The organism is Shewanella sp. SW1 (assembly GCF_025653545.1).
Lineage (GTDB): Bacteria > Pseudomonadota > Gammaproteobacteria > Enterobacterales > Shewanellaceae > Shewanella > Shewanella oncorhynchi.
Genome location: NZ_JAKKSG010000001.1, coordinates 28,791 through 51,373, shown reverse-complemented (window position 1 = coordinate 51,373; position 22,583 = coordinate 28,791). Strand labels below are relative to the sequence as shown.

The 22,583-nt window shown below is 43.4% G+C and carries 25 protein-coding genes and 1 pseudogene; 15 read left to right on the top strand and 11 right to left on the bottom strand.

The genetic code is table 11. The features are described 5' to 3' along the window. The first annotated feature begins 8 nt into the window (after window positions 1–8). From L5M71_RS00290 to L5M71_RS00280, 3 genes are all read left to right on the top strand, one after another. Window positions 9–542, top strand: coding sequence for a hypothetical protein (locus L5M71_RS00290; protein WP_263205788.1), 534 nt, complete (start codon window positions 9–11; stop codon window positions 540–542). Window positions 543–564: 22 nt separating this feature from the next. After that, a complete protein-coding gene (locus L5M71_RS00285; RefSeq protein ID WP_263205786.1) occupies window positions 565–897 on the top strand; it encodes a DUF6488 family protein in 333 nt (110 codons plus the stop codon). A gap of 657 nt (window positions 898–1,554) precedes the next feature. After that, window positions 1,555–1,845, top strand: coding sequence for a hypothetical protein (locus L5M71_RS00280; RefSeq protein WP_263205784.1), 291 nt, complete (start codon window positions 1,555–1,557; stop codon window positions 1,843–1,845). A 361-nt stretch (window positions 1,846–2,206) separates the two neighbouring features. On the opposite strand, the pseudogene L5M71_RS00275 reads toward L5M71_RS00280, so the two are convergent. Next, a pseudogene (locus tag L5M71_RS00275) lies at window positions 2,207–2,517 on the bottom strand (M48 family peptidase); the annotation flags it as partial. A gap of 312 nt (window positions 2,518–2,829) precedes the next feature. On the opposite strand from L5M71_RS00275, the gene L5M71_RS00270 reads away from it, so the two are divergent. The 4 genes from L5M71_RS00270 to L5M71_RS00255 all read left to right on the top strand — a co-directional run bounded on the left by L5M71_RS00270 (window position 2,830) and on the right by L5M71_RS00255 (window position 8,420). Then, window positions 2,830–4,983, top strand: a complete 2,154-nt coding sequence (locus L5M71_RS00270; protein ID WP_263205782.1) for a TonB-dependent receptor — start codon at window positions 2,830–2,832, stop codon at window positions 4,981–4,983. Window positions 4,984–5,756: 773 nt separating this feature from the next. Then, entirely contained in the window at window positions 5,757–6,938 is a 1,182-nt protein-coding gene (locus tag L5M71_RS00265; protein WP_263205780.1) for a porin, read from the top strand. Between the two features lie 73 nt (window positions 6,939–7,011). Next, complete coding sequence (locus L5M71_RS00260; RefSeq protein WP_011846737.1) at window positions 7,012–7,587, top strand: FMN-binding protein; 576 nt, start codon at window positions 7,012–7,014, stop codon at window positions 7,585–7,587. Between the two features lie 29 nt (window positions 7,588–7,616). Further along, complete coding sequence (locus tag L5M71_RS00255) at window positions 7,617–8,420, top strand: PepSY-associated TM helix domain-containing protein (protein ID WP_263205775.1); 804 nt, start codon at window positions 7,617–7,619, stop codon at window positions 8,418–8,420. Window positions 8,421–8,976: 556 nt separating this feature from the next. Here L5M71_RS00255 and L5M71_RS00250 read toward each other — a convergent pair. The 10 genes from L5M71_RS00250 to L5M71_RS00205 all read right to left on the bottom strand — a co-directional run bounded on the left by L5M71_RS00250 (window position 8,977) and on the right by L5M71_RS00205 (window position 14,847). Further along, entirely contained in the window at window positions 8,977–9,336 is a 360-nt protein-coding gene (locus L5M71_RS00250; RefSeq protein ID WP_263206135.1) for a hypothetical protein, read from the bottom strand. Beyond that, entirely contained in the window at window positions 9,326–9,541 is a 216-nt protein-coding gene (locus L5M71_RS00245; protein ID WP_220592831.1) for a helix-turn-helix transcriptional regulator, read from the bottom strand. Before L5M71_RS00245 ends, L5M71_RS00250 begins: the two co-directional genes overlap by 11 nt. Window positions 9,542–9,601: 60 nt before the next feature. Beyond that, window positions 9,602–10,861, bottom strand: a complete 1,260-nt coding sequence (locus L5M71_RS00240) for a tyrosine-type recombinase/integrase (protein ID WP_263205772.1) — start codon at window positions 10,859–10,861, stop codon at window positions 9,602–9,604. Then, window positions 10,862–11,086 (bottom strand): hypothetical protein, encoded by a 225-nt coding sequence (locus tag L5M71_RS00235; protein WP_012088970.1) that lies wholly within the window; start codon window positions 11,084–11,086, stop codon window positions 10,862–10,864. Next, window positions 11,076–11,759, bottom strand: a complete 684-nt coding sequence (locus tag L5M71_RS00230; RefSeq protein ID WP_012197506.1) for a replication protein P — start codon at window positions 11,757–11,759, stop codon at window positions 11,076–11,078. The genes L5M71_RS00235 and L5M71_RS00230 overlap by 11 nt, the downstream gene beginning before the upstream one ends. Continuing rightward, a complete protein-coding gene (locus L5M71_RS00225) occupies window positions 11,756–12,613 on the bottom strand; it encodes a helix-turn-helix domain-containing protein (RefSeq protein ID WP_263205768.1) in 858 nt (285 codons plus the stop codon). The genes L5M71_RS00230 and L5M71_RS00225 overlap by 4 nt, the downstream gene beginning before the upstream one ends. A gap of 143 nt (window positions 12,614–12,756) precedes the next feature. After that, a complete protein-coding gene (locus L5M71_RS00220) occupies window positions 12,757–13,494 on the bottom strand; it encodes a hypothetical protein (protein ID WP_263205765.1) in 738 nt (245 codons plus the stop codon). 162 nt (window positions 13,495–13,656) lie between these two features. Continuing rightward, window positions 13,657–13,983: a hypothetical protein gene (locus L5M71_RS00215; protein WP_263205763.1), complete on the bottom strand. Its 327-nt coding sequence runs from the start codon at window positions 13,981–13,983 to the stop codon at window positions 13,657–13,659. Window positions 13,984–13,988: 5 nt separating this feature from the next. Further along, window positions 13,989–14,612, bottom strand: coding sequence for a hypothetical protein (locus L5M71_RS00210; RefSeq protein WP_263205761.1), 624 nt, complete (start codon window positions 14,610–14,612; stop codon window positions 13,989–13,991). A gap of 31 nt (window positions 14,613–14,643) precedes the next feature. After that, window positions 14,644–14,847 carry a Cro/CI family transcriptional regulator gene (locus L5M71_RS00205; protein WP_263205758.1) on the bottom strand — a complete coding sequence of 68 codons (204 nt, stop codon included), beginning with the start codon at window positions 14,845–14,847 and terminating at the stop codon, window positions 14,644–14,646. A gap of 150 nt (window positions 14,848–14,997) precedes the next feature. Here L5M71_RS00205 and L5M71_RS00200 point away from each other — a divergent pair, with 150 nt between their 5' ends. From L5M71_RS00200 to L5M71_RS00165, 8 genes are all read left to right on the top strand, one after another. Further along, entirely contained in the window at window positions 14,998–15,711 is a 714-nt protein-coding gene (locus tag L5M71_RS00200) for a helix-turn-helix transcriptional regulator (protein ID WP_263205756.1), read from the top strand. A gap of 448 nt (window positions 15,712–16,159) precedes the next feature. Then, a complete protein-coding gene (locus L5M71_RS00195; RefSeq protein WP_263205754.1) occupies window positions 16,160–17,356 on the top strand; it encodes an N-6 DNA methylase in 1,197 nt (398 codons plus the stop codon). A 2-nt stretch (window positions 17,357–17,358) separates the two neighbouring features. Continuing rightward, window positions 17,359–19,653 carry an ATP-binding protein gene (locus tag L5M71_RS00190; protein ID WP_263205752.1) on the top strand — a complete coding sequence of 765 codons (2,295 nt, stop codon included), beginning with the start codon at window positions 17,359–17,361 and terminating at the stop codon, window positions 19,651–19,653. Window positions 19,654–19,656: 3 nt separating this feature from the next. Further along, window positions 19,657–20,298: a hypothetical protein gene (locus tag L5M71_RS00185; RefSeq protein ID WP_263205750.1), complete on the top strand. Its 642-nt coding sequence runs from the start codon at window positions 19,657–19,659 to the stop codon at window positions 20,296–20,298. Continuing rightward, complete coding sequence (locus L5M71_RS00180; RefSeq protein WP_263205747.1) at window positions 20,288–20,989, top strand: HNH endonuclease; 702 nt, start codon at window positions 20,288–20,290, stop codon at window positions 20,987–20,989. The genes L5M71_RS00185 and L5M71_RS00180 overlap by 11 nt, the downstream gene beginning before the upstream one ends. A 548-nt stretch (window positions 20,990–21,537) precedes the next feature. Further along, window positions 21,538–21,900: a hypothetical protein gene (locus L5M71_RS00175; protein WP_263205745.1), complete on the top strand. Its 363-nt coding sequence runs from the start codon at window positions 21,538–21,540 to the stop codon at window positions 21,898–21,900. Window positions 21,901–22,026: 126 nt separating this feature from the next. Beyond that, window positions 22,027–22,374: a hypothetical protein gene (locus L5M71_RS00170; protein WP_263220655.1), complete on the top strand. Its 348-nt coding sequence runs from the start codon at window positions 22,027–22,029 to the stop codon at window positions 22,372–22,374. A gap of 36 nt (window positions 22,375–22,410) precedes the next feature. Next, window positions 22,411–22,575, top strand: coding sequence for a DUF1317 domain-containing protein (locus L5M71_RS00165; RefSeq protein ID WP_263205741.1), 165 nt, complete (start codon window positions 22,411–22,413; stop codon window positions 22,573–22,575). The last annotated feature ends 8 nt before the right edge of the window (window positions 22,576–22,583 follow it).

The following is a 22,583-nucleotide window of genomic DNA, read 5'->3' as shown; positions in this document are numbered from 1 at the left end:
AGAATATTATGCAACACACTGTCAGTACAACCACTTTAGTCAAAGCCAGTATTTCCGCAACTGTCATTGCGGCTATTGCTCTGGTGACTTTTATCCTTCCTGCCGAGTACAACATTGATCCGACAGGCGTAGGCCAAAAATTGGGATTAACGACACTTGCACAAGCCGCTGAAGCCGAAGGTGTGGTTTCAACGCAGGGCTTAGGTGAGAAAAACAGCCAAGAATTTCAAACGATTGAAGTGGTTGTTCCCGCTGGTCGAGGCGTCGAATACAAGTTTGCTATGCCACAGTATGCCAAAATGACCTATGAATGGTTAACTGATGGCGACGCTTTGTATTTTGATCTCCATGGTGAACCTGAGGGAAATACCACTGGATACTTTGAGAGTTATACCATTGCAACATCAAACGAAATGAAGGGCAGTTTTACCGCTCCCTTTACAGGTTCACATGGTTGGTACTGGAAAAATAAATCGGATAAGCCTATTGCCGTACAGCTACTGGTTAAAGGACAGTATGACGTCATTGGTCTTAAGCAATAATTGACATAATTTGGAGAATGCTATGAAAAAATTGATAACAGTTGTCGCCCTATGTGGCCTATTAATGAATGGTAGTGCTTTAGCTCATGCTGATCATGGTGTGATGAGTGGACAAGGTGCGATAAAGGTGGCCGCTAAGTCACTTAATCAAATGACATTTAAAGACTTTGGTTTTGAGGTCGGTAAATTAGATGGCTCATGGAAAGATGTACCTGAATCACAATTATCCATTGTGACTTTTGAAGGTAATTTCTATGTGGTAAGTGCTGTTAACCCCACCACTAAAAAACAGGTCTTTCTGAAAATCGCCAGTAACGGTGAATTATTGGCAGTAAATGACTCAAACAAGTTTTAATTCTTTCAGTATGGCGCTGCTGGTGTAACTGACAGTGCCATAACTCATATCGGTTGTCGTTTTTAGCCTTTGTTAATAGTCGTTTACCATACTTTTAGTGATCTAAAATTTAACCCTGTTTACTGTGTTTCGAAATCGCTTTTGTGCCAAATGTGTTGCCTACACGGCGTTTGCAGCAACAACCTTGGTAAAATTCATTATCCAATATAAACACATATATTCAGTGTGTTAAATTGATTTTGGCAAAAATTCCAGAATCACGACGGACCCTCAACAAATGTTGCTTATTAACATTTGTTCAGCTTTTTATTGCTGTAAGAGTTTCAGTCTCTTTTATTCGACAATATGCTAATAACTCTCAAGAACCACACTAATTTAAGCGTACTTTCTTAAAGTAGATTTTTTTAAGTAAAGTGGGATACAGCTAGCAAAGTTGGGTTATTGTTAATTTTTTGAAACAAAATGATATGGTATGATTGCATTCGATACGGGGCTTAAATACTTTTTGGTTCAAACCGATGATATTTTGAGACCTATCACTCTAATTAGATATAGCAACTCAAATGGATCTACTTTAAAAGGTTATTTCATCAGCATGAGGTTTCATAAAAAATAAATTTTATACTCCGCAGGTCGCTACTGTTTTTTGGAGATTTTATGACAGAAAAATTTAAAACAACTTGGTTCTGGTCAAACCTTAAGACAATTGAAAGTGACTTAGACTATTTACTTAACCAGAAGTCACACTGCATATCATTGCCTAGTGTAGATTTTGATGACTTTGCTAGATGTCTCCAGAACGCATACGAAGAGCTAGATACTGATGGATATGATGTTATTAATGTAGTGCCCATAATAATGAAGGAGCCGGTTGATACTAGCCAATCTGACGATACTGTCGGAAGTATTACTCGCGGCGCCATTGTTATTGGTAAAAAGAAAAATTGATATTACATATAGAATGGTAGTCACATTTTTAATATATAAACCACAATTAAAAATAAACTCACTTGTATAAAAAAGTATGCATATTGTTATGTGTGACAGCTTTCACACATAATCCCTATGGAACGATTATATACGCTCAACTGGGCTCACATTAACACCTAATAAAACGCTTCAGCTGGGCAAAGGCATTCCGAGTCTTCATATTGAGTTCAAACCGTCTTTCGTGCCATGTTGATATTTTCAGTAACTGATTCATCACGCTGCTTAAAGCCCTCCCAACAGCTCGTTTCCTGCTATTCTGGGACAGTTTTTCACTGAATATGAATAAAATTCTCTTCAGAACAGATTCAAACCGATGTAAAACACCAATATGGCAACCTGACAGAGTAAAGCCGTTGACTTGTTCTGAGTCAAACAACACCACATCTAAGCGCTGGGTTTGATCTGGCTGCGCTGCTGTAATACGTTTAGCAACGCAATTAACGTATTGCGTTAGCTTTTTATTGCTACTCACTTTTTGCTGCTTTTTCATTTTCTCGAAGGAAGCATCACCCATCTGCGTCGCAGAAAAGTGCAAGTTTACCCACGACCCGTTGGCGATTGCGTGGTCGCACAGGCCGATAATCCGAGTACGACAGCCAAACCCACTAAGCCCAAACTCATTGATTTAATGTGGTACTCCTTAAATCCCATGACGGGCGTGAAGATCCTTGAGCCAAACGGGCTCTACTAATGGAAAGATTTTACTGAGCTAGGGCCGATAAGCCAAATGTAAGTCGATGCAACCCAATTAAAGTGACTCAACATTATTTTTACCATCACCATGACAGAAAAAGATTAATCTCCATAAAAATTAACAAATGTAAATAACCTGCAAAACTTTTCAGTAATAATTATCATTCGTGCCCTTCTTGCTTGGTGCATAAGTCTTTGGTTGGACTCAATGCTAGGTTTTATTCCGTTTTCACTTATATAGGATTGACTATGCGACTCGCGCTCACCCCCTGTGCAGCTTCAATACGTTATGCCTTAGTTGGTTCAGTGTTATTCTCCGGTATGGCCTTTGCCACCACACCAGTGACCTCTACCACGCCACCTGCAAATATTGAACGCCTGATTATCTCAGGAAGTCGCGTCGTGGAGCGTATTGATGAAGTCCCCTCATCTGTCACCTTAATTGATAACGCCACGCTTAACCAAGATCTCAAGGTCAGTTCCGAGCTACAGAATATTCTAGCAATGCGAGTCCCTGGCTTAGCGCCATCTTCAGGAACCTCAAGTAATGCAGGACAAACGTTACGTGGCCGTAAGGCACTCATACTGATTGATGGTGTACCGCAATCGACACCATTGCGTAATGGCTCGCTTGATATGCGCTCAGTGGATGCGAACGCCATAGAGCGTATCGAAGTCATTAAAGGTGCAACCTCGATTTACGGTAATGGTGCAGCAGGCGGTATTATCAACTACATCACCAAGAAACCTGGCGACAGTAAAGCACAAGTTAATCTTGGTGCCTCGAGTAAATTCAGCACAGTCAAATTTGAAGACAGCGCTGGCTATCGCTTTAATGCTGGAGTGGATGGCTCACTTGAAAAGTTCAGTTATGTATTAAATGCTGTGACCGAAGAAACTGGCCTACAGCGTGATGCTGAAGGTGACGTACCAGGCCTAGTTTATGGATTATCCGAAACGAAAACACAAAACCTATTTACCAAATTGCAATACCAGTTTACTGATGCAAAGTCATTGCAATTCACCTACAACTACTACGAAGCACAACAGGATGCAGACTTAGTTGATGTCAGTGGCAGTATCAATTCTGGCGTTAAAACCTACGCCATTAAAGATACCTCAGGCAAGCCTAAACTCGGCGAACCACAGGGACCTAAGGGTAACCATAACGTTACCTTGAAGTATGTTGACGATGCATTATTAGATAGCACACAAATGGTGTTAGACGCCTACGGCCAAAAAATTGATAACATGTTTTTCTTCTCTTCCTCACTCGCTAATCCATCAGAAGGATACAGCGGTGGGCAATCAATTATTCTGTCTGAAAAAATTGGCTTACGCGCCAACTTTAATACCGAGGTCGATTGGGACAACATAGTCACCAATTTTGTTTATGGGGTCGATGCTTTGCAGGATATCAGCAGTCAGCCCCTTGAGGATGGCCGTATTTGGGTACCTGAAATGGACATGACCAATCTTGCTTTCTATCTGCAAACTAAATGGGTGATATTTGATGATTGGGTCATTAAGGCGGGAGTTCGTCAGGATAGTGTGGATTTAAGTGTTAAAGATTACAGTACGTTAAAACTGTGTGCGAGTGCGACTCAATGTACCGAATCGATTGATGTTAAAGGAGGCGATCTCGGCTTTAACGCCACCACCTATAACTTAGGGCTACGTTATACAGGCAGCAGCTTTGCTAGCCCGTTTATCAGTTATTCCCAAGGAGCAGATATTTCTGATCTTGGTTTGTTGTTACGCGCTGCGGCAGTCAATAATATCGCCTTAATCAAATCACAGGCAGCCATTATTGATAACTATGAGATAGGCATTTCAGGCTATGTTGATGCCTTTTCCTATGAGCTAGCGGCCTTTTTCAGCGAATCAGAACTCGGCACCAGCAGCAAATACGACGCAGTATCAGGTGCCTATGTTCCTATTCGTGCCCCGCAAGAAATTTGGGGTTACGAAGCACAAGTCAGTTACGCTTGGTTAGACAATCTCAGCACTGGCATGAGCTATAGTTTTGTCGAAGGTAAAGATACCGAAAAAGATGAGTATTTAGACGGGCAAATCATCTCACCACCTAAATTTACCGCTACCTTAGATTGGCAACCAACAGACAACAGCAATATTAGCCTTGCCTATTTATATATCGGCGATCGCGACCGATTCGAGCCAATTAATGGTGCATATGTTGGCAGCCAAGGCCCCGTTGAGCATTACAACATTGTCAATTTGAGCAGTAGCTACCAAATAAATGATTGGACTTTATCCCTTGGTGTAGAAAACCTGTTCAACGAAGATTATTACTCTGCCCGCTCGCAATCTTTTACCTTTAAAGGCTACAACACTAAAGGCTTAGGAACCACAATGAATGTCGGCGTGAGCTACCAGTTTTAAGGTGCTCTCGAAAAAGAGTTAATCAAAGAGTAAATGAAGCCAAATGGGATTGAGCATTCTACTTGGCTTCATACTCTACACCCACTACGAAACCTGCAGGTAAATGGCTCATGCAAAAGTCGAGACTATAAAATCGTCTGCGTAAGTGGCTTTATCAGAACGATATACAGTCATCGCTTACAATCATAAACTGCGTCATAGCAGGCTTCCAATCTAATCGCGGTATTACCCACTTTTTAGCAGTATCTGGTAAAAACCATTGGTGAAGCTACAACATTATCAGGCTACTAAAACACACATAAAAAGACTGATTTCCACTGGTAGATACCTATCAAGCAATCTTGAGCAAAAATTGCTTGAACTGCGTGATATGTCAATTCACTGCGATAAATCTTAAACAGATGTAAAACAGCTTTCTGACTTGATCAATATCCTCGAACGCGAATATCAACTTCCAGCTTGTGTTTTGATGCAGAGATGAAGTTTCAGCCACTGGCTGAAACTTTTTATTTACTGCCAGAGCACGTGATGTGCTCTATATGAAGCGGTGCAGATCGCTTATCAATTTAATGACAATAAGCCACAACTGAATATCACTAACACAGAGTTGAATGCTATTGCAGTTATAACTTATTAAACCGAACTCAAATTAAATAAGAATTGATCTAAATCATAAATCCAAATGCGAATTGTTTGCATTATTTAAACCAATGTGTAAAATCGCTAACAATTTTTACATACATTTACAAATTGTAACCATTTCAGGGGAAATAATGAAAAAAACACTACTTGCTACTGCGCTATTGAGCCTCTTTGCTAGCCATCAGGCGCTCGCGACGAATGAAACACAAGAACTGCGTAAAGTAATTGAGCAGCAACAGCAAGTGCTGCAGGATCTTGAAAAACGCTTAGAAGAAACTGAAAAACGAGTAGAAAAAACCGCCGATGCCGTTGAAGAAACTAGCTCAAGCAAGAGTGCAACGACTATTGGTGGTTATGGCGAACTGCACTACAACAACATTTCAGACAACATTAAAGGCAAAGACAAAAAAGAATTCGATTTTCATCGTTTTGTGTTGTTCGTTGGCCATGAATTTACTGAGAAAACCCGTTTTTTCTCTGAGCTAGAAGTGGAACATGCATTGGCTGGTGAAGGTAAAAAGGGGGAAGTCGAGATAGAACAAGCCTATATCGAGCATGATTTTAACCAGAGCTACACGGGTAAAGCGGGTTTATTCCTGATGCCTGTCGGTATTATCAACGAAACCCACGAGCCACCTGCATTTTACGGTGTTGAGCGTAATCCGGTTGAAGCTGACATCATCCCTGCTACTTGGTGGGAGGCGGGTTTAGCGTTAAATATTAAAGCGGCACCTGGCCTTGCATTTGATACCGCAGTGACTAGCGGTCTTGCTGTTGCCACAACGGGCGACAAAGCATTTAATATTCGTAGCGGTCGCCAAAAAGTATCTAACGCTAAGGGTGAAGATTTAGCCTATACCGCCCGCGTGAAATACACGGCTGTGCCCGGTTTAGAGCTGGCTGCTTCTGCACAATATCAATCTGATTTAACCCAAGGGGCTGCGGATGTCGATACGGCATCGGCCACACTGTTAACCGCGCACGCTATCTACAGCATTCAAAACTTCACCATTAAAGCACTTTATGCTCAATGGGATATCGATGGCAAAGAGGCAGAAGCCCTAGGACAAGATAAGCAGAAAGGCTATTACATTGAGCCTTCATATCGCTTCAACGAAAGCTTTGGTGTCTTTGCCCGTTACAATGCGTGGGATAACAAGGCTGGCAATGATGTTGACACCGAAATCACCCAAACTAATATTGGTGTGAATTACTGGTTACATGAAAACGTGGTATTTAAAGCCGATTATGAAAAAGCGGGCGGTGCTAAAGACGCCGACGGTTTCAACTTAGGCGTGGGTTACCAGTTCTAAACTTTGTTTCTCACTTTCGTCAAGTCACACATCTGCAGATGTGTGACTTTATTCGTTATTTTTGAAGGTTATTATGGGCACATTTTTCGCAGCACTGACAAAGGTGAGCCAGCGCCTTGGCAGATCATTGATTAGCAGCCTAGCGATATTATTACTCGCGGTATGCCCTCTGCGGCTAAGCGCCGTCGAATATCAAAGTACCGATGCTTTTATTCAACAGGCGTTTAATGGCAATAAAGGCACAACTAAGGTCTTTTGGGTTGATGATCATGCGAAGCAGGTTATCGAATCGATACTTGCCCATAGTTTCAATAAGATGCGCATTCGTTATTGGCAGCAAGACAATGAAACCGTGTGGATTTTAGATGAAATAGGCAAAGAAGCACCAATCACCGTCGGGATCCATATTAAAGATGAAGCCATCGTCAGAACGAAGGTATTGGTCTATCGTGAAAGCCGAGGCGATGAAGTTCGCCATGATTTCTTTACGGATCAATTCAAATCAGCCAAACTCGACGACCAAACACAACTCGATCAGCATATTGACGGTATTACTGGTGCCACCCTTTCGGTCAGAGCCTTGACGAAACTATCTCGTATTGCTTTGTGGCTCCATAACCATGTTACCAAAGCAGAAATGAGTCAATAATAGTCAACTAACTAGACGTAAATGTAACTATGACTCGAAAGCACAAATCACAAGCAATACCGACTATTCGCTACAAACTTGCCCGCGCACTTCGCCCTTGGCACCGCCGGCTGGGTATCTTAAGCTGTTTATTTATCCTATTGCTCGTCGTGACAGGTGTAGCCATCAATCACAGCCAAGCACTGCAGCTGAATAAATCCCCTGTGCAACAAACGTGGTTGTTGGATTATTATGGGATTGCGCCCCCCCATCATGTTGCCCAATTTGGCAGTCAAGTCCAGCCACTATTTGTCACAGATAACCGACTTTGGCTAGGGCATGAACCAATACTCGAGGCTCAAAGCCAATTAATTAGTGCGGCATTTTTATCTAATCTATTGATAGCTATTGATAATGATCAACTTTATCTGTTTGATAGCCAAGGGCACTTACAGGAAACTCAAAATAGCAGCACAGGTTTACCAAAGGGTTTAGAGGCCTTAGCCATAGAGTCATTCACTCTCGATGCAACTCGTCTCGAAACAGTCAATCGTGTTTGGCTTAAAACCACTTCAGGCTATTATCAAACTGATGAAAATCTTATCGATTGGATACCTGCGCAGCCATTAGCGCCGTTGCATTGGGTTACGCCAAAAGATTCAGTAGATGCTGATTTGATTCAATACGCCCGCAGCGCAAACCTCAACTGGGAAAGAGTGATGCTAGATCTACATAGCGGCCGCTTATTTGGAGCCTACGCCGTATGGATATGGGATATTTTCGGATTGGCATTGTTGTTGGTATCGCTGAGTGGTCTTTGGCTCTGGGTAAAGCAAACTAAACCTAGACGATAAACTATTTAACGGAGTCATGTTAACTAACCATAACTGCGCACTCAGTCATACGTTTTCAGTGAGTCTGACTTACCTAGCATGATTCACTGCCCTCTAGTAGAGTTCATAATTCTGCGATAGAACCACTTTGTTTCTTTTGTGTGTACATGTCTCCTTATCTATTTTATTCACCGTTCAGAGAGTTCACCGACCACTTTCCAACAAGGATATATATGCTCTGTATATCGCGTTCAATAGACAGATCATAAAAGAGCACATGCAAAGCTGGATCAATTACTTTGGCATCGCCAACACTTACCAAGGGAGTGTCGATGTGTACGAACGCACTTTTCTGTTTGAAAATAACAATGTCACTACAGTCTAAAAAACTGCCCGATACAGCAACTCAGAACTTTAAGCTCATACGAATCGGTGAGAACAGCCCGATAATGAATACGCGGCACACTATCCATTTACCGAGATAACGGGCCGAACCTTTGATAAAATCCTGTCAACGGGTTAGCAGTCTTGGTGGACAACCGTCTAACCCGCCAGCCCTCGCAAGAGGGCGTTCCTTCTAATTCATCCTATCTAGCAGTGCCATTTCAGCTTTTCTTAGCCAGAAGATGTAAGATTTTTTGCTGTCAAATCCCATTAAAGCCCACTGCTCTTTACAGAGGTAATGGGCGCGAATAGCGCGTTTGCAGTTAATGGATAACTGCTCAACGAGGTGGTCAAAATGGGCGACGTGGGCAGGCACGTTGAGTTCGTGCTTTAAGTTGCCGCCGCCCAGCGCTTCACCTAAACGGTCGCAGGCGCTGCGGTTTGAAAACCCCTTGCCCAACTCTTGGTACGCCCAATAACGGCCCCAGCGATACAGCCCTAACCGCAACGCCTTAATGTTCATCCTCTGCTCGGGTTCATCGCTAAAGCCCATTGGCCACCTCATTTATCTTCTCGATGGAAAGCTTAAAGACATCAAGGCATATCGATGTCACATCGTCATAGGGCGCAGTAGTACGGCCATTTTCCCAACGTTGATAAGTGTTGCGGCTAATGCCGTAAATCTCAGCCACTTCGTCTTGGGTCATGCCCCGTAAACGGCGCCCTATTTTCAATACATCCGCGGCGCGATTAGCCATAAATCCTCCTGCGTGAAGTCCATAACCCACTCGTTTTATTTGTGATTGTCATTGTCATTGTCATAACCACCCCACTAACATTGGCTCGTCTGGCTCAGTGGTCGATTGGCGCATAATCTCGGGCGCCACATCATCAAACCCCAGTGTGATTAAGTGTGCGTGGTAGGCATCTAATGCCATCAACATGCCCTTATCTAAGGTGCTGTTAACGTAAGTACGCAGCAGTAATGGCAAGGTGTGATTCAATATCCGCTCACCGACCATGGTATCTACGCCCATGTCGGCAATAATGGTGCGGCACAGTTTGCGCAGTGCATGGGAGGTAAACGCCTTAAACCGAATCGTCTCACTCCAATACTGTGCGGTGCGTATGCTCACCGGCCCTACTTCGCCTGGGAACAAAAACGCCCGCTTGCCCACATGCGTGTATTGCCATTGGGCGTAATGGGTTATGAGCTTCTTGGCAGTGGGCGTCATAGGTAAGCGATGCTCTTGGCGGTTCTTGGCATTCTCAGCGGGAATAAACCAGTAATCGCCGGCAAAGTGGTCCCATCTGGCTAAACGGGTTTCCCCTATGCGGGTACCGAACATCAGCATTAACACAAACAGCATGGCTACCGGTCTTGCTGCATTTCGCAATGCGCTGAATAACGGGCCCACGTCCGACTCGCTTAATTGCGTGCCCACCAAAGGCGGCATCTTCAAACTCATTTGCACCCGATACCCCGCCAAACTATTGGTGTCTAACACCCGTAAATCGGCCGCAACCGATAGCGCTCGCTTTAACACTTTCACCGCGGCTTTGATGTAATTGGCCGAGTAGCCTTGCGCCAACATGGGTTTGATTAAATAACTGTCCACCGCGATAAAGTTCAGCTCATTGAGTGGTAACTCACCAAAGCAGCCGCTGAGATGTTTACTCACTAACGATTTACAGTTACTGCGCCAGCTGTTACTTAAGGTGCGATTGCACTCCACATGGGTGACAAACCACGCCAGCAATTGCGCGACGGTGGCAAACTCGTTGCTGATGACCGTTTGGCCCATGCTGCGTTTGGCGAGCAAACTGGGTAACTCGGTTAAAAAGGTCTTTAAGCACATCACTGGCCACACGCCCTGCTTTTGCCACACGGTTTTGCCTGCTTCGTTCATCACTAAATACACCGAGGCTTGGCGTCTATCGGTCGAGGCCCGTAACCGCACCGCCGGAAACTGCGTATCCCGAAAGTCCCGCGTTATCCCTGCCCGCAACCAACGGCGCAATACCGCATCGTTTAACTTGCCTTGCTCTACGCCTGTTGCTGTCATCATCTGCGCCATCTAGCCCTCCAACCGATATTCAAAGGTGTGATGGGTACCCGAGCGAATGCGTTTTACCCGCTGGTTCATCGGCATATCCCGAAACCGCGCACTTAACGCCGTCTCGCTGTCGTGAACCCCAAAGCGGTTAAAGCTCTCTTGCTGGATTTCAAACAGGGTCCAAAACCGTTTGCCGGTGATGATGCGCATCAAGCGTTCGCGCTGGGTCAGAGGTTTATTCGCCATCGTTTGCCCCCTTAAGTCCAAGGTTGGTTCGTAGCGTGGCAATAATTGATTTCGCCTTGGCCGCCTCAGTGGGCCGTGTCACCGTTTCAGGTAATGCCTTTGGCAACTCAACATCGGTCAACTCGCCGCGGCTAAAGCGTCTGCATAACACTGTGTAATTGCGCTCAAAGGTCATTAACACGTCCTTTTCAAGCCCGGTCGCAAACATCCAACTGCCTGTTTCACGCACCGCTAAGCGCACCACATCATGGCTCCACGTATGCTTATCAGGGTGATGGTAATGGCGGGTCGCTTCCTTGAACGCCGCCTCTAACTTGGGCAATCCCAAATCACAGGCCGTGGGTTGGCACCACAAAGCAAACTGGCGCGGTGTCGGCCAAAACTGCCTATCGCCCTGCTCGCGTCTCGCGCGATTCAGCCCCGCTTGCACTTGCTCGCGGCTGGCAATCCCCTGCGCCGCCAAAGTTTTAAGCCACTCGGCTTTGTGGGTCGCTTCGTCCTCAGGCCGCGGCGCACTCACAGGGAACAACACCCGCAACTTGCTAAACACGCTGTCCACAATCGCCATGTCCATCGCCGTCGGCTCAGGTTGGCTAACACGCCCCTGCCCAACCAGCGGCTGGCGGATTAAGGTCTGCAGTGATTTCATGCTCGCATTTTGGTTGGCCGTCATATCAAGGGGTCCTCTGGGTCATACACCGCATAACTCCAATCCACTTGCCCAACGGCGGTTGCCATCGGTCTTGGCAACGGCGTTAACCAGTGGCGTTCACGGATAAACTTGGTAATACCGAGCACAAACTGGCCGTTCGCGCTAAAACCCCAACTCGCATCCTGCGCCGCAGCATCCTTCAACCAGCTCACCGCCAGCACACAATCGGCGTCGGTCAGCTTTTCGGCCTTCCACGCTTTCCACGCAGCCGAATCCGAGCCGCCTTTGCGATGGGCGGGATAGGCTTTGAAAAACGCATTGAAAACCGACTTAGCACTCGTTGCTGGACAAGAGTCTTTTAAAGATTCATTGATAGGTTCAAAAGAGTGACAGATTCTGGGTGCAGCTCCTGCACCCTCAGAGGGTGAATCTCCTGCACCCATGGGTGCATTTGCTGCACCCTCAAAATTGGCTAAGGGTGAATCTGCTGCACCCCCAGTATTTTCTAGGGGTGAATTTGCTGCACCCTCAGTATTTTCTAGGGGTGAATTTGCTGCACCCTCAGTAAAAGGTAGGGTTTGCGCAGGTTTATCACTCAGAACACACGATGAAAAATCCAAAATATACAGGTTGGATGTATTGCGTTTATGCTCACTCTTGCGGGTAATTTTGCGCACCAGTCCGACGTCAACCAGCGCGTTAATGTGGTTAATCGCCGACCGTTCGCTTATCTCGCAAGCCTGCGAAATATACTCGTAACTCGGCCAGCATTCGCCTTGGTCATTGGCGTTATCAGCCAGCTTGATCAACACCAGCTTGCGCAGTGGATTGCCCACCTTGGCCTTCATCGCTTTTACCATCAATTCCATACTCATAAGTCACCCCCAAACAGAGCAACCCACAAACTCGAATTGACGCAAACCCCATGCTTCAGTAACATGATATTGCCTCACTTAGGTATTAAGCCCGCATTCGTCGCCAAAACTTCAGCGGGCTTTCTTATGTCTACTGCAACGGGTCAACTGCAATGCGCCCCGTTGCCCTCCGCTCGCTCGCCTTCACCGCCAAGCAAGTAAACCTTGTGCGCCAAGTTACTGCGCAACTGGCTAAAAAAATCACGCCGTTTAATGTGCACGTTGCGGCTAGTCACGATGGCATTCACATTAGCTGCACTCATATCAACCGCGCCCACATCACCCGCACCTTTATCCACCGCCAATAGCGCAATAGAACGTTCCGCGCGTTGTTCTTCCATCAACAGATAATTCATAATCCAATCGATGCTCACCGTCGGCAGCAACAACTGCTTGCCACTGCCCAGCAACGCCTTATCCACGATGTCGGTCGCGATAACCGCCAAACGCTCGGGGCGACTATGCTGCAATTCATCGCAGCTCCTTAACACCTCAACCATTCGGCCCACCTGCGTTCGCTTAAACAACTCCGCCGTGGTATGCCCATGAAAACAGGCAATGTCTTTGCCCATGTTCACGCCGCTTAACGCAGCCCGCTCAGAGGTTGCCGCGCTAAGCTCAGGCACATTAGGCTGAGTGCTATTAGGCATGTTCGACTTAGCTTTAAGCGCCATCGCCTTAAGCATTAACTGCTTTGCCTGCATCATGAGTAATGTCACTTGCGCGGTTTCCATCTCGGTAAGCGCGGCCACGACGGGCCCATCAGCACGGCTAACTTGCCCATGTACCGAACACGCGGCGCCGCCCTCCAAACAACAAATTAAACATTCAGGATCAAACATCGTTATGCTCCTCACTGCCACTTAGGTATCAAGCCCGCATCGGTCGCCAAACTGTGGCGGGCAATTTGATAACGGCGTTTTTTACGCGCCCAGTTATCACTTAACTGATTTGTGAACATGCCATTCACTCCTTCTTTCATTTCAACAGCTCATTCCAACAAGTCATTTCAACAACTGCCACTTATGCCCATTGGCACACACGGCGCGTTTCGAGCCCGACTTGGTTTGCTTTAAAGCCAAACCGCATTGGCCACACGGCACATCAGCCACCCGCTTAAGCATCACCGCATTAATCTGTGCGCTGTGATTCGCGCGTTTAGGCCGATAACCTAACGCCCGCGCCACTTTCACATACTCTTTCGCAATCCATTTGCCATCGGGTTCTAAGTGCAAACCGTCGCCGATCATGTCGCCCAAGCGGATCAACTGCTGATGCAACTCGGTCTTAGCACTGGCGATAACATTGATGTGAAGGCTCGATTGCGGCATCACTGTCACTTCTCGGCCGCGTATTGCGCCGCCTTACCGCCATGACTCGCTAAATACGGGTACGCCAACTCTAACGCCGCCATGCTGGCTTGCGTGGTTGCCGCCGACTCTTTTAACTCGCGGTGCGCCGCCACTAACTGCTCGCGCTTGGGCTCATCGCCCAAATGGATCACCGCCACTTGCGCCTCGGCGTTCTCTTTGGTGAGCGATGCCGCCATATCAGCCACATGCAACACATGGCCATCATTCATGCGATCAGCAATGACAGTCACCCCAGTACAACCAAATACATCGTTGAGATACTGCACCCGCAAATGCTCGGGCAGTGCCGCCACCAGTGCTTGCTCAACATGAAACAAGCGGTCAACCTGCGGATGCTGGCCCTCGTACTGGCCAAGCCAGCGGAACAGCTTTTGCGCATTTATCCGCGCATCGTTGTGCACGTCTTGAGTGCGGGCAAAGCTAATGCCCTCCGCCGCTAACACCTCGCTTAGCCCAAGGCGTTCAACCGCCGCGACAAAATCTATCGCCAGCGCAAAACGTGTCATCTTGGGTAACTCCAACACCCGATGAATCGTTTTCATCAACAAATTCAAACGGCTGTCATTTTTACGTGAACTGGTTTTCATGTGTACAGTCCTCCTTCAACCTAAAGTGAATCTAAGCCACACTTGCCGACTCAGGATTATCTAAAACAACAACGGGGTTAACTTTGAGTGCGCCGTGGGTTAGGCGCTCGATTTGGTAAGCGCGGAGTTCGGGAACGTCTTCACCCCAACCTGAAACTGACGGGCTTTTAATGTTCAGTGCAGCCGCAGTTGCTGCGGTTCCACCAAAAAAGTTAAGGACATCTGTCTTTTTCATGAAGACCCCTGAAATGGATTTAACAAAAACTTGAAAAGATAATAGTAGGTTTTCCTACATGTGTAAACTAAAACTACGATTACAATGTAATGGTTTTTATGTAGTCTTGCCTACATGTAATATCTGGAAGTGCTATCAATGAAAAAAACCATGGGAAAACGAATTGCTGAGCGAAGGAAAGAGCTGGGATTATCCCAGAATGAAGTAGCTCAATATGTAGGTATTAATCGCGTATCAGTCAGCAATTGGGAAACAGATGGTAAGAATGGCACCTCACCAAAAGGTGCCAATTTGATAGCATTAGCAGAACTTCTCAAATGCACTCCAGAATGGCTACTCAATGGCGATGTAGAGCCTAAAGTAACAGTGGAGTCTAATGCAGAGTGGCATGCTGGCTTTGATTTGTGGGATGGTGATACGCCGCTAAGGGATGATGAAGTAGCATTACCTTTTTACCGCGAAGTCGAATTGGCCGCAGGTAATGGCTCTACGTTCGTGCAAGAAAATGGTGGTTGCAAACTCCGCTTTGCCAAATCCACCCTCAAAAAGAGTAATGTCGATCCCCAGCATGCCGCCTGTGTCACCGTTTCCGGCAACAGCATGTTACCCGTCCTACGTAATGGCACCACAGTTGGTGTCGATACCAGCAAAAAGAATATTGTCGATGGCGAAATGTACGCAATCGATCACGATGGTATGTTAAGGGTAAAAATCCTCTACCGTATGCCCGGTGGTGGCATTCGAATCAAAAGCTACAACAACGATGAGTTTCCTGATGAATTTATCCAACCAGAAAAAATGGCAGATATTAAGATCATCGGTTGGGTATTCTGGTGGTCAGTGCTGAATATTTGGAATAGTTAAGTACGAATCACTTGTAATACGCAAACAGCCTTTATTATTAAAAAACAAATACTTAAATATAAACCACTTCATTGCTATGAATGATTGATTTAATACGATGTGAATAAAACAGTAATGGGCAAACAAGAAATTTGAAGTTCTTCATTTATTAAATAACTAGTGAAGGTGATATCTAAACAAAGATGTGACTTACATCTTTGTTTTAAAAATTTACTTCCCCTCTTCAAAATGAGTAAAATATAACCAGTTTTTTCTGCAGAAAAATATCGCTAGCAAAAAATAAAGATAATAATAAATTCAAACACATAGCGTCACACGTTACTTTAGATCCATTTTGATTTTAATGGTATGATTGGGTTAACAATCCTGCAGTCAAAGCACCATGAACCAATTAACGAAACATAACGATGTAATACGCAGTATCTTAATGTCTTCAAATGTTAACTCTATGAAACATCTAGTCGATTTAGATTCTATCGACCTAGTATTGAGGGAATGCTTAACTATTGAAGAAATGCGTGATGCAGGAAGTTTTTTTACTGGTCAGTTATTAGCCTCCAAAGCTGTCAATTCTTTTGATGTACCTATCACATTTAGCTCAGTTGTCCTTGACCCTACTTGCGGCGCAGGGAACTTACTCATAGAATGTTCAAGAAAACTTGGTGTAGAAACAACGTTATCTAGCACATTAAAACGTTGGGGTCAGGTATTGTGGGGATTCGATATTCATGTTCATTTTATTGAAGCAACAAAACTACGTTTAGTTGTTGAAGCGATTAATCGAGGGGTTGAACGCGATTGTTCTTTAGAAGATGCATTAAAATTCTTATATAACATCAAAGTTCAAAATGCATTAACGGTAGATGCTTCCGATCTTGAAACTGTAACGCATGCAGTAATGAATCCACCATTCACAATTGGCCCATCACCCAAAATTAACTTTTGGAAGGATGGGAAAGTAAATCTTGCAGGTGTTATTTTTGATAAGTATCTAAGACTAATGCCAAAAAACTGTAACATAAGCGCAATATTACCAGATGTTCTTCGCTCAGGGAGCCGCTATCAAGATTTTAGAAGCTTCGTTTCATCACAGATGACAGCAATCTGTAATGTATGGGGGCAGTTCAACAAAAAAACTGATGTCGATGTCTTTTTGTTATTTGGAGTATTAAGAGAAACTTCCAAGCAGATTTGTTGGTATAAAAAAGAAAATGTCACTACACAAATTTCAGACTATTTTGATGTAAGGACAGGACCATTAGTCGCCTATCGTGATCCAGAAGAAGGTTCTAGATACCCATATTTCTACCCCAAGAACTGCCCGGCATGGGAGACATTAACTAGTGCGAATGAATATAGACGGTTTTCAGGCACCGCACTGATACCTCCATTTGTTGTAGTCAAAAGAACTTCGAGCCCTTCTGACAAAGCCCGAGCTTCTGCAACACTAATAAACTTGAAGAAACCTGTAGCAATTGAAAATCACTTAATTGTAATTAAACCTAAAGATGGAAAAATAAATACTTGTAAGAAGTTACTGCGGGCACTTAGCTCAGATGAAACAAACGCATTCCTTAATGAAAGGATCCGTTTACGTCATCTAACTGTAGGTGTAATTAAGGATATTCCATTTATTAAGGTTTAAATATGGCGCGTAGATTACTAGGTAAAAGACCATTCGACTTTTCAGCTAGAGTCCCTTTACAACTAGGTAGAGAGAGCATTTCTAGCTCAACAGTCGCAGTTTCCGAGCTAATTAAAAACTCGTACGATGCGGATGCTGAAGAAGTAAAGTTGCATTTTTACTTACGTAACAAGCCAACTATTTCAACAATTGTACTTCAAGACAATGGTAATGGAATGAGTGCAGCTACACTTTATGACCATTGGCTAAAAATTGGTACAGACTTTAAATTTGGAACTGAGTTCTCACACACAAAACAGCGTGTTTTGACAGGAGCAAAAGGATTAGGCCGGCTTGGTCTCGATAGACTATGCCATAAAGTAGTACTTTACACAAAAACTAAAGGTTCTGATTTAGTTACTCAATTAATCGTTGATTGGCGTAAATATGAAGGCAAAAATGCCACTATGTCAGAGATACAGCATAGTATATACGAACTAGACCTGCCTATTACCGATAAATATGGTGATATATTCACATCGAATGAAGAAAGTGGAACGTATATGGTTCTCATCGGATTAAAGGATCAATGGGACCGAGAGTTCTTAAACTCACTCAAACAAGAACTAAGATTGCTCATATCACCATATCGTTCTGCAAATGATTTTTCTATTGAACTAAGTACGCATATCAATAATCAAAGTCCAAAAAAAGAAATAATTGATTCCCAAGAGATTTTATCTGCTGCTAGTTGGGAGATTAAAGCTCAAGTTGATAATCAAAATCGAGTAGAACTTTCATTCAAAAATAACACAAGCGGTGAAACTATAAAACAAGTGCCTGTGCCATGGAAGCATTGGATCTCCAATCAAGGAGACTCACCTCTATTCGGGCCACTAAGATTTGATTTTTATTATATGGTTAACAAGAAAGAGTTCACCTCAAAGATAAATATGAGGAGTACAGATTGGTCACAGTTTATGACTGTAAACCAAGGAGTAAGAATTTATAGAGATGACTTTCGCGTACGACCATATGGTGAGCCTTCAGGGAAAGGGGATTGGTTAGATATTGGCCTTCGAAAAGTCTCAAGTCCAGGCGGTATAAAGCAAGGTGGATGGAAAATTGGTCCGAATCAAATTATTGGTGCTGTTAGTATAACCAAAACTAAAAATCCACAACTAAATGATCAAGCAAACCGAGAAGGAATTGTTGAGAATGACGCTTATTTGCAACTTCGCACTTTCGCAATTAAGGTAATTCAAACATTTGAAATAATTGCGCATAAAGATGCACAAGATAATGAAGAGATCAATCTAGCTGATGAGTTAGAGAAGACATTTAAAAAGTCAGATGAAAAATTAGTTCAAGCAATTGATTCTTTAACCGAGTCAGTTGGAACAATTAGAAAGTCATTTTCAAATAAGAAAGTAAAGAAAAAGAAGTTATTACCACCTGCTGTTATTGTATATCAAAAATTAAGAGAGTTAGAAAGAGCTAAAATCTCTCATGAAAAAGCACTCAATGATTATTACAACCAACTAGAAAAGGAGAGAAAACAATTAGAGAATCAAAAAAATACAATGTTAAATCTCGCATCTATTGGTGTACTAACAGTTTGCTTTGGCCATGAGATTAAGACGCATTCTGCCATAGCATTAGAAAATGCAAGAGAATTATTGTTAGTTTTTGAAGACAGTAGAAAAAACAATACAAATTTAGATTATGAAGACCTTGCGGACATGACAAAGGATGTTATTAATGGAACGACATATGTAAATAACTTTTCTGAATTAGCAATTAACAATATTAAACCAGATAAGAGAACACGAACAAAAAACAATGTACCGGAAATTTTCAATTACATCTTTGAATTAATGAAGGCAACATTCAACAAAACAGGGATAAATTGGGAATTCGATTTTATCAGAATTAAAAAAGAAGATTTTAATGTTCGTTCTTTCAGAATTGATTGGGAAAGTATTGCAATCAACCTAATAACAAACTCGATTTGGGCAATGAATAGAACTCCAAGAACAGACAGAAAAATAAAAGTTTGCTTTGAAAGAGTTGGAGGCACTAAGTTGATGGTTTCATTCCTTGATTCAGGTTGTGGCCTCGAAACTGGACAAGAAGAAACAATCTTCTTGCCTATGTATAGCGCTAAAGTCGATCGTACTGGAAATACAATAGGTACTGGTATGGGGCTTGCGATTATCAAAACTCAAGTTGAAGACCATATGTCTGGTCTGGTTTATGCTAAACAATTCTCATCAATAGGTGGGGCAGGTTTTTATATTGAAGTCATACAGGATTAAAAAATGATAGGTAATGTGATTTTTATCGATGATGATTCAGATATCAGAAAAATTTATAAGAAAAAACTACAGCGTATTTTTGGTGATGAATATGACATAATATGTCCTGAATTGTCTCGTACTGCATCAGATATGTTGAAATTACTTAGCAATATAAAATATATTGTAACTTATTTTATTGATGAAGATCTTATCCATACTGGAATTGCTGATTTTATGGGTAGCGAATTAATTGAAAAAATTAGAGTTAACGAACCGAACGTTCCTATATACATTATCACTAGTAATTTGGCGAGTATTGATGAAAAGCTTGGAGATATTGAGTTTGCCATTGATAAAAACAAGTGGAATGAAGAGGAAGACAAATATGCAAAGCGATTTCTTCGTCATATAAATACTTTTCGAACAATCAAGACTGAACAAGCAAGACGATTTGATGAGCTATTTTCAAAGTCTCTTACACAATCACTTACAGAAGTAGAAAAAAGTGAATATGAAAACTTAAATGTCTTACGTAGCAAGACTTTAATTGATGAGACCATTATTTCTGATGAGAGTGTTGCTGAACTTGAACGTCAATCTAAACAACTTGAACAACTGTATGCAGAACTAAAAGCATTTAAGGAAAGTGGTGATGCCTTTTGAATTGCACTATCCCATATTAAATCGTCAACCTGAGGATGCATACCGAAATCGCAAAGGTGAATTTTATGCAGCATCAAATTATCAAAGTAACTATGATAAAATTGCAGAAGATTGTAAGCATCGCTGTGTATATTGTGATGCAACAGAAATAGAATGTGGTGGAGAACGCTTTTCTTTAGACCATTTTCGTCCAAGGGCAATATTTGCAGATAAGTTTAATGGAGTTTTAGTCTATCACCCTTACAACCTACACTTGGCATGTCAAAAGTGTAATGTATTAAAAAGTATGGACTGGAAAGGTTGTTTAGAGGACAAAGATGGACCAACATACATTGATGGCAAAGGTTATATTGATAGATTTAAGTCTGACCTTTCAATGTTCTTAGATGTAGGTATAGATGGTAGAGTTATTGCCAAACAACCTGATCCAGCTAATAAAAGCCCTGCCGATTATATGATTAACCGTTTACTTTTGAACAGACCCAATAGAATTTACATTAGGAAAAAACGTGTTCTTGAACAATTAGTTAAAGATATAGAAAAGATTTTTTCCGATTGCACAGACGATATTATCCTGAAATCTAAAGTTGGAAATATAACGTGTAATCAGGCCATGCTTAGAATTGAAAGATTAGAAGATCTACGTAAGATACTTTTTAAAATAAAAAATCCAAATCCCCCATATGTTTAGAGTATGTTTAATCAGAAATGCTTTATCGTCATTCTATATTAGTCATCGATTACAAGCAGTTATTATGTTACTACATATAGCTGCTTCTCCCAATCTTGCCCTTCCTCTTGGCTTTGTTTCCTAAAAGCACAAATAACTACAGAGTACTTCCTGATCGCCAGAATGGCGCTTAAAACCCTTGTTTCATCGTCAGTCATTTATCTGTAATCAGAATATTATTTTGATTTAAACCCGACAAACATTGGATTTCACTATTAGGAAACAAAGCCCTTTCTCTTTATAAGCTTAAAACTCGCATCTTTCACTTTGAATCATGATTATTCATCACAAACAATTTACCACCTTCTTATATTTTTTCTCGATCTTTCAAGCGCTGTAGGTTTTCCTACATTCAACTTGACACCAAATAGTAGGTTATCCTACTATCATATTGTTCCCATTAAAACTGCCTTGCAGAAAGCTAACCCCAAGCACTGACATTTTGAACCATAAACGACTGACCGCCCTTTCGAGCTTTGCTCCCAATGGGCACTACCGAGGACAAGGAAATGATTCTAGCGAAAGTTCACACCACACCTAAGCAACGCGATGAGTTTCGTCTACTGGTTGCAATACGTTTTGCCTGCTTGATGGCGCTGGCCAAGGGCCACACCGACCCGATGGATTGCCTAAGAGTGCAAGCCCGCTGCGCCGAGCTGGTCAAGCATTTTGCCTATCACCACCCTAGCGCCGCCTTTTACCGCCAGTTTATTCGCCACACGGGCGAACTCGGGCTCAACTTCTGCCTGCGCTTCACTGAGCCCCTACAAGGTTTGTACGGCAAGGTGATGGTGTGGCGTAACGACTCGCAAGCCGTCACTAATGTGCATCCGCTGCACACGATGACGCCAGCCGCGCCCGTCGGCCACTAACGCAGTAGAGCCGCAGAGCCGCCGCGCACATTCACGATTTAGGCAGCCAAGGCAAAGCAACCAAGGGGTGATGGTCCATATCCCTGTAACGATAACGGCGACAGTTTCACCTTGTTGGAGGCAATTATGTTTTTTGTTTACGGCGTGTCCATGACCTTAGCGAAAAATCAAGCGGCCAAAAAGTGCAGCACCTCAGTCGGTGCTCACCCTAACCGCCGTCAACTGAGCCCCGACGAGTACCAAGCTAAGTTGGATGATATGGCGCAGCACTTGTTTGAAACCATGAAGCCACAACGCCTGTCGCATTCGTTATCGACGCCCGCGCTGTGCCAGCAATATATCGTGCTAGCCATGACCCAAGAAGCCCACCGCGATGTGCATATTCGCTATCACAAGCTGTCGGACAAGGTGAACCCCAAAACCAAGAAACCCATCATCAATCTGGTGGTGTTTAACGGCGAAACCGCAGCTTAGAACTGCGGTGTGTGATGACGAGAGAAGGAAAGCAGCATGTTAATTGATGACAAACCGCTACACAGCGATATCAAAATCGGCGTTGGCCATATCGTCGCGTTTAAGGAAGGTTGGATGTTGCCCGGTGGCAAGTTTACCACCGACCGCACTGTCGCCATTCGTGCCGCCAAAGGTCTGCACCGTTTCTTGGTTAAAAGATAAGGAAATCA

Bases quoted from the DNA above. Each gene is read 5' to 3' on its own strand.
- L5M71_RS00290 (WP_263205788.1), top strand. From the start codon at position 9: ATGCAACACACTGTCAGTACAACCACTTTAGTCAAAGCCAGTATTTCC.
- L5M71_RS00285 (WP_263205786.1), top strand. From the start codon at position 565: ATGAAAAAATTGATAACAGTTGTCGCCCTATGTGGCCTATTAATGAAT.
- L5M71_RS00280 (WP_263205784.1), top strand. From the start codon at position 1,555: ATGACAGAAAAATTTAAAACAACTTGGTTCTGGTCAAACCTTAAGACA.
- L5M71_RS00270 (WP_263205782.1), top strand. From the start codon at position 2,830: ATGCGACTCGCGCTCACCCCCTGTGCAGCTTCAATACGTTATGCCTTA.
- L5M71_RS00265 (WP_263205780.1), top strand. From the start codon at position 5,757: ATGAAAAAAACACTACTTGCTACTGCGCTATTGAGCCTCTTTGCTAGC.
- L5M71_RS00260 (WP_011846737.1), top strand. From the start codon at position 7,012: ATGGGCACATTTTTCGCAGCACTGACAAAGGTGAGCCAGCGCCTTGGC.
- L5M71_RS00255 (WP_263205775.1), top strand. From the start codon at position 7,617: ATGACTCGAAAGCACAAATCACAAGCAATACCGACTATTCGCTACAAA.
- L5M71_RS00250 (WP_263206135.1), bottom strand. From the start codon at position 9,336: ATGGGCTTTAGCGATGAACCCGAGCAGAGGATGAACATTAAGGCGTTG.
- L5M71_RS00245 (WP_220592831.1), bottom strand. From the start codon at position 9,541: ATGGCTAATCGCGCCGCGGATGTATTGAAAATAGGGCGCCGTTTACGG.
- L5M71_RS00240 (WP_263205772.1), bottom strand. From the start codon at position 10,861: ATGGCGCAGATGATGACAGCAACAGGCGTAGAGCAAGGCAAGTTAAAC.
- L5M71_RS00235 (WP_012088970.1), bottom strand. From the start codon at position 11,086: ATGGCGAATAAACCTCTGACCCAGCGCGAACGCTTGATGCGCATCATC.
- L5M71_RS00230 (WP_012197506.1), bottom strand. From the start codon at position 11,759: ATGACGGCCAACCAAAATGCGAGCATGAAATCACTGCAGACCTTAATC.
- L5M71_RS00225 (WP_263205768.1), bottom strand. From the start codon at position 12,613: ATGAGTATGGAATTGATGGTAAAAGCGATGAAGGCCAAGGTGGGCAAT.
- L5M71_RS00220 (WP_263205765.1), bottom strand. From the start codon at position 13,494: ATGTTTGATCCTGAATGTTTAATTTGTTGTTTGGAGGGCGGCGCCGCG.
- L5M71_RS00215 (WP_263205763.1), bottom strand. From the start codon at position 13,983: ATGCCGCAATCGAGCCTTCACATCAATGTTATCGCCAGTGCTAAGACC.
- L5M71_RS00210 (WP_263205761.1), bottom strand. From the start codon at position 14,612: ATGAAAACCAGTTCACGTAAAAATGACAGCCGTTTGAATTTGTTGATG.
- L5M71_RS00205 (WP_263205758.1), bottom strand. From the start codon at position 14,847: ATGAAAAAGACAGATGTCCTTAACTTTTTTGGTGGAACCGCAGCAACT.
- L5M71_RS00200 (WP_263205756.1), top strand. From the start codon at position 14,998: ATGGGAAAACGAATTGCTGAGCGAAGGAAAGAGCTGGGATTATCCCAG.
- L5M71_RS00195 (WP_263205754.1), top strand. From the start codon at position 16,160: ATGAAACATCTAGTCGATTTAGATTCTATCGACCTAGTATTGAGGGAA.
- L5M71_RS00190 (WP_263205752.1), top strand. From the start codon at position 17,359: ATGGCGCGTAGATTACTAGGTAAAAGACCATTCGACTTTTCAGCTAGA.
- L5M71_RS00185 (WP_263205750.1), top strand. From the start codon at position 19,657: ATGATAGGTAATGTGATTTTTATCGATGATGATTCAGATATCAGAAAA.
- L5M71_RS00180 (WP_263205747.1), top strand. From the start codon at position 20,288: ATGCCTTTTGAATTGCACTATCCCATATTAAATCGTCAACCTGAGGAT.
- L5M71_RS00175 (WP_263205745.1), top strand. From the start codon at position 21,538: ATGATTCTAGCGAAAGTTCACACCACACCTAAGCAACGCGATGAGTTT.
- L5M71_RS00170 (WP_263220655.1), top strand. From the start codon at position 22,027: ATGTTTTTTGTTTACGGCGTGTCCATGACCTTAGCGAAAAATCAAGCG.
- L5M71_RS00165 (WP_263205741.1), top strand. From the start codon at position 22,411: ATGTTAATTGATGACAAACCGCTACACAGCGATATCAAAATCGGCGTT.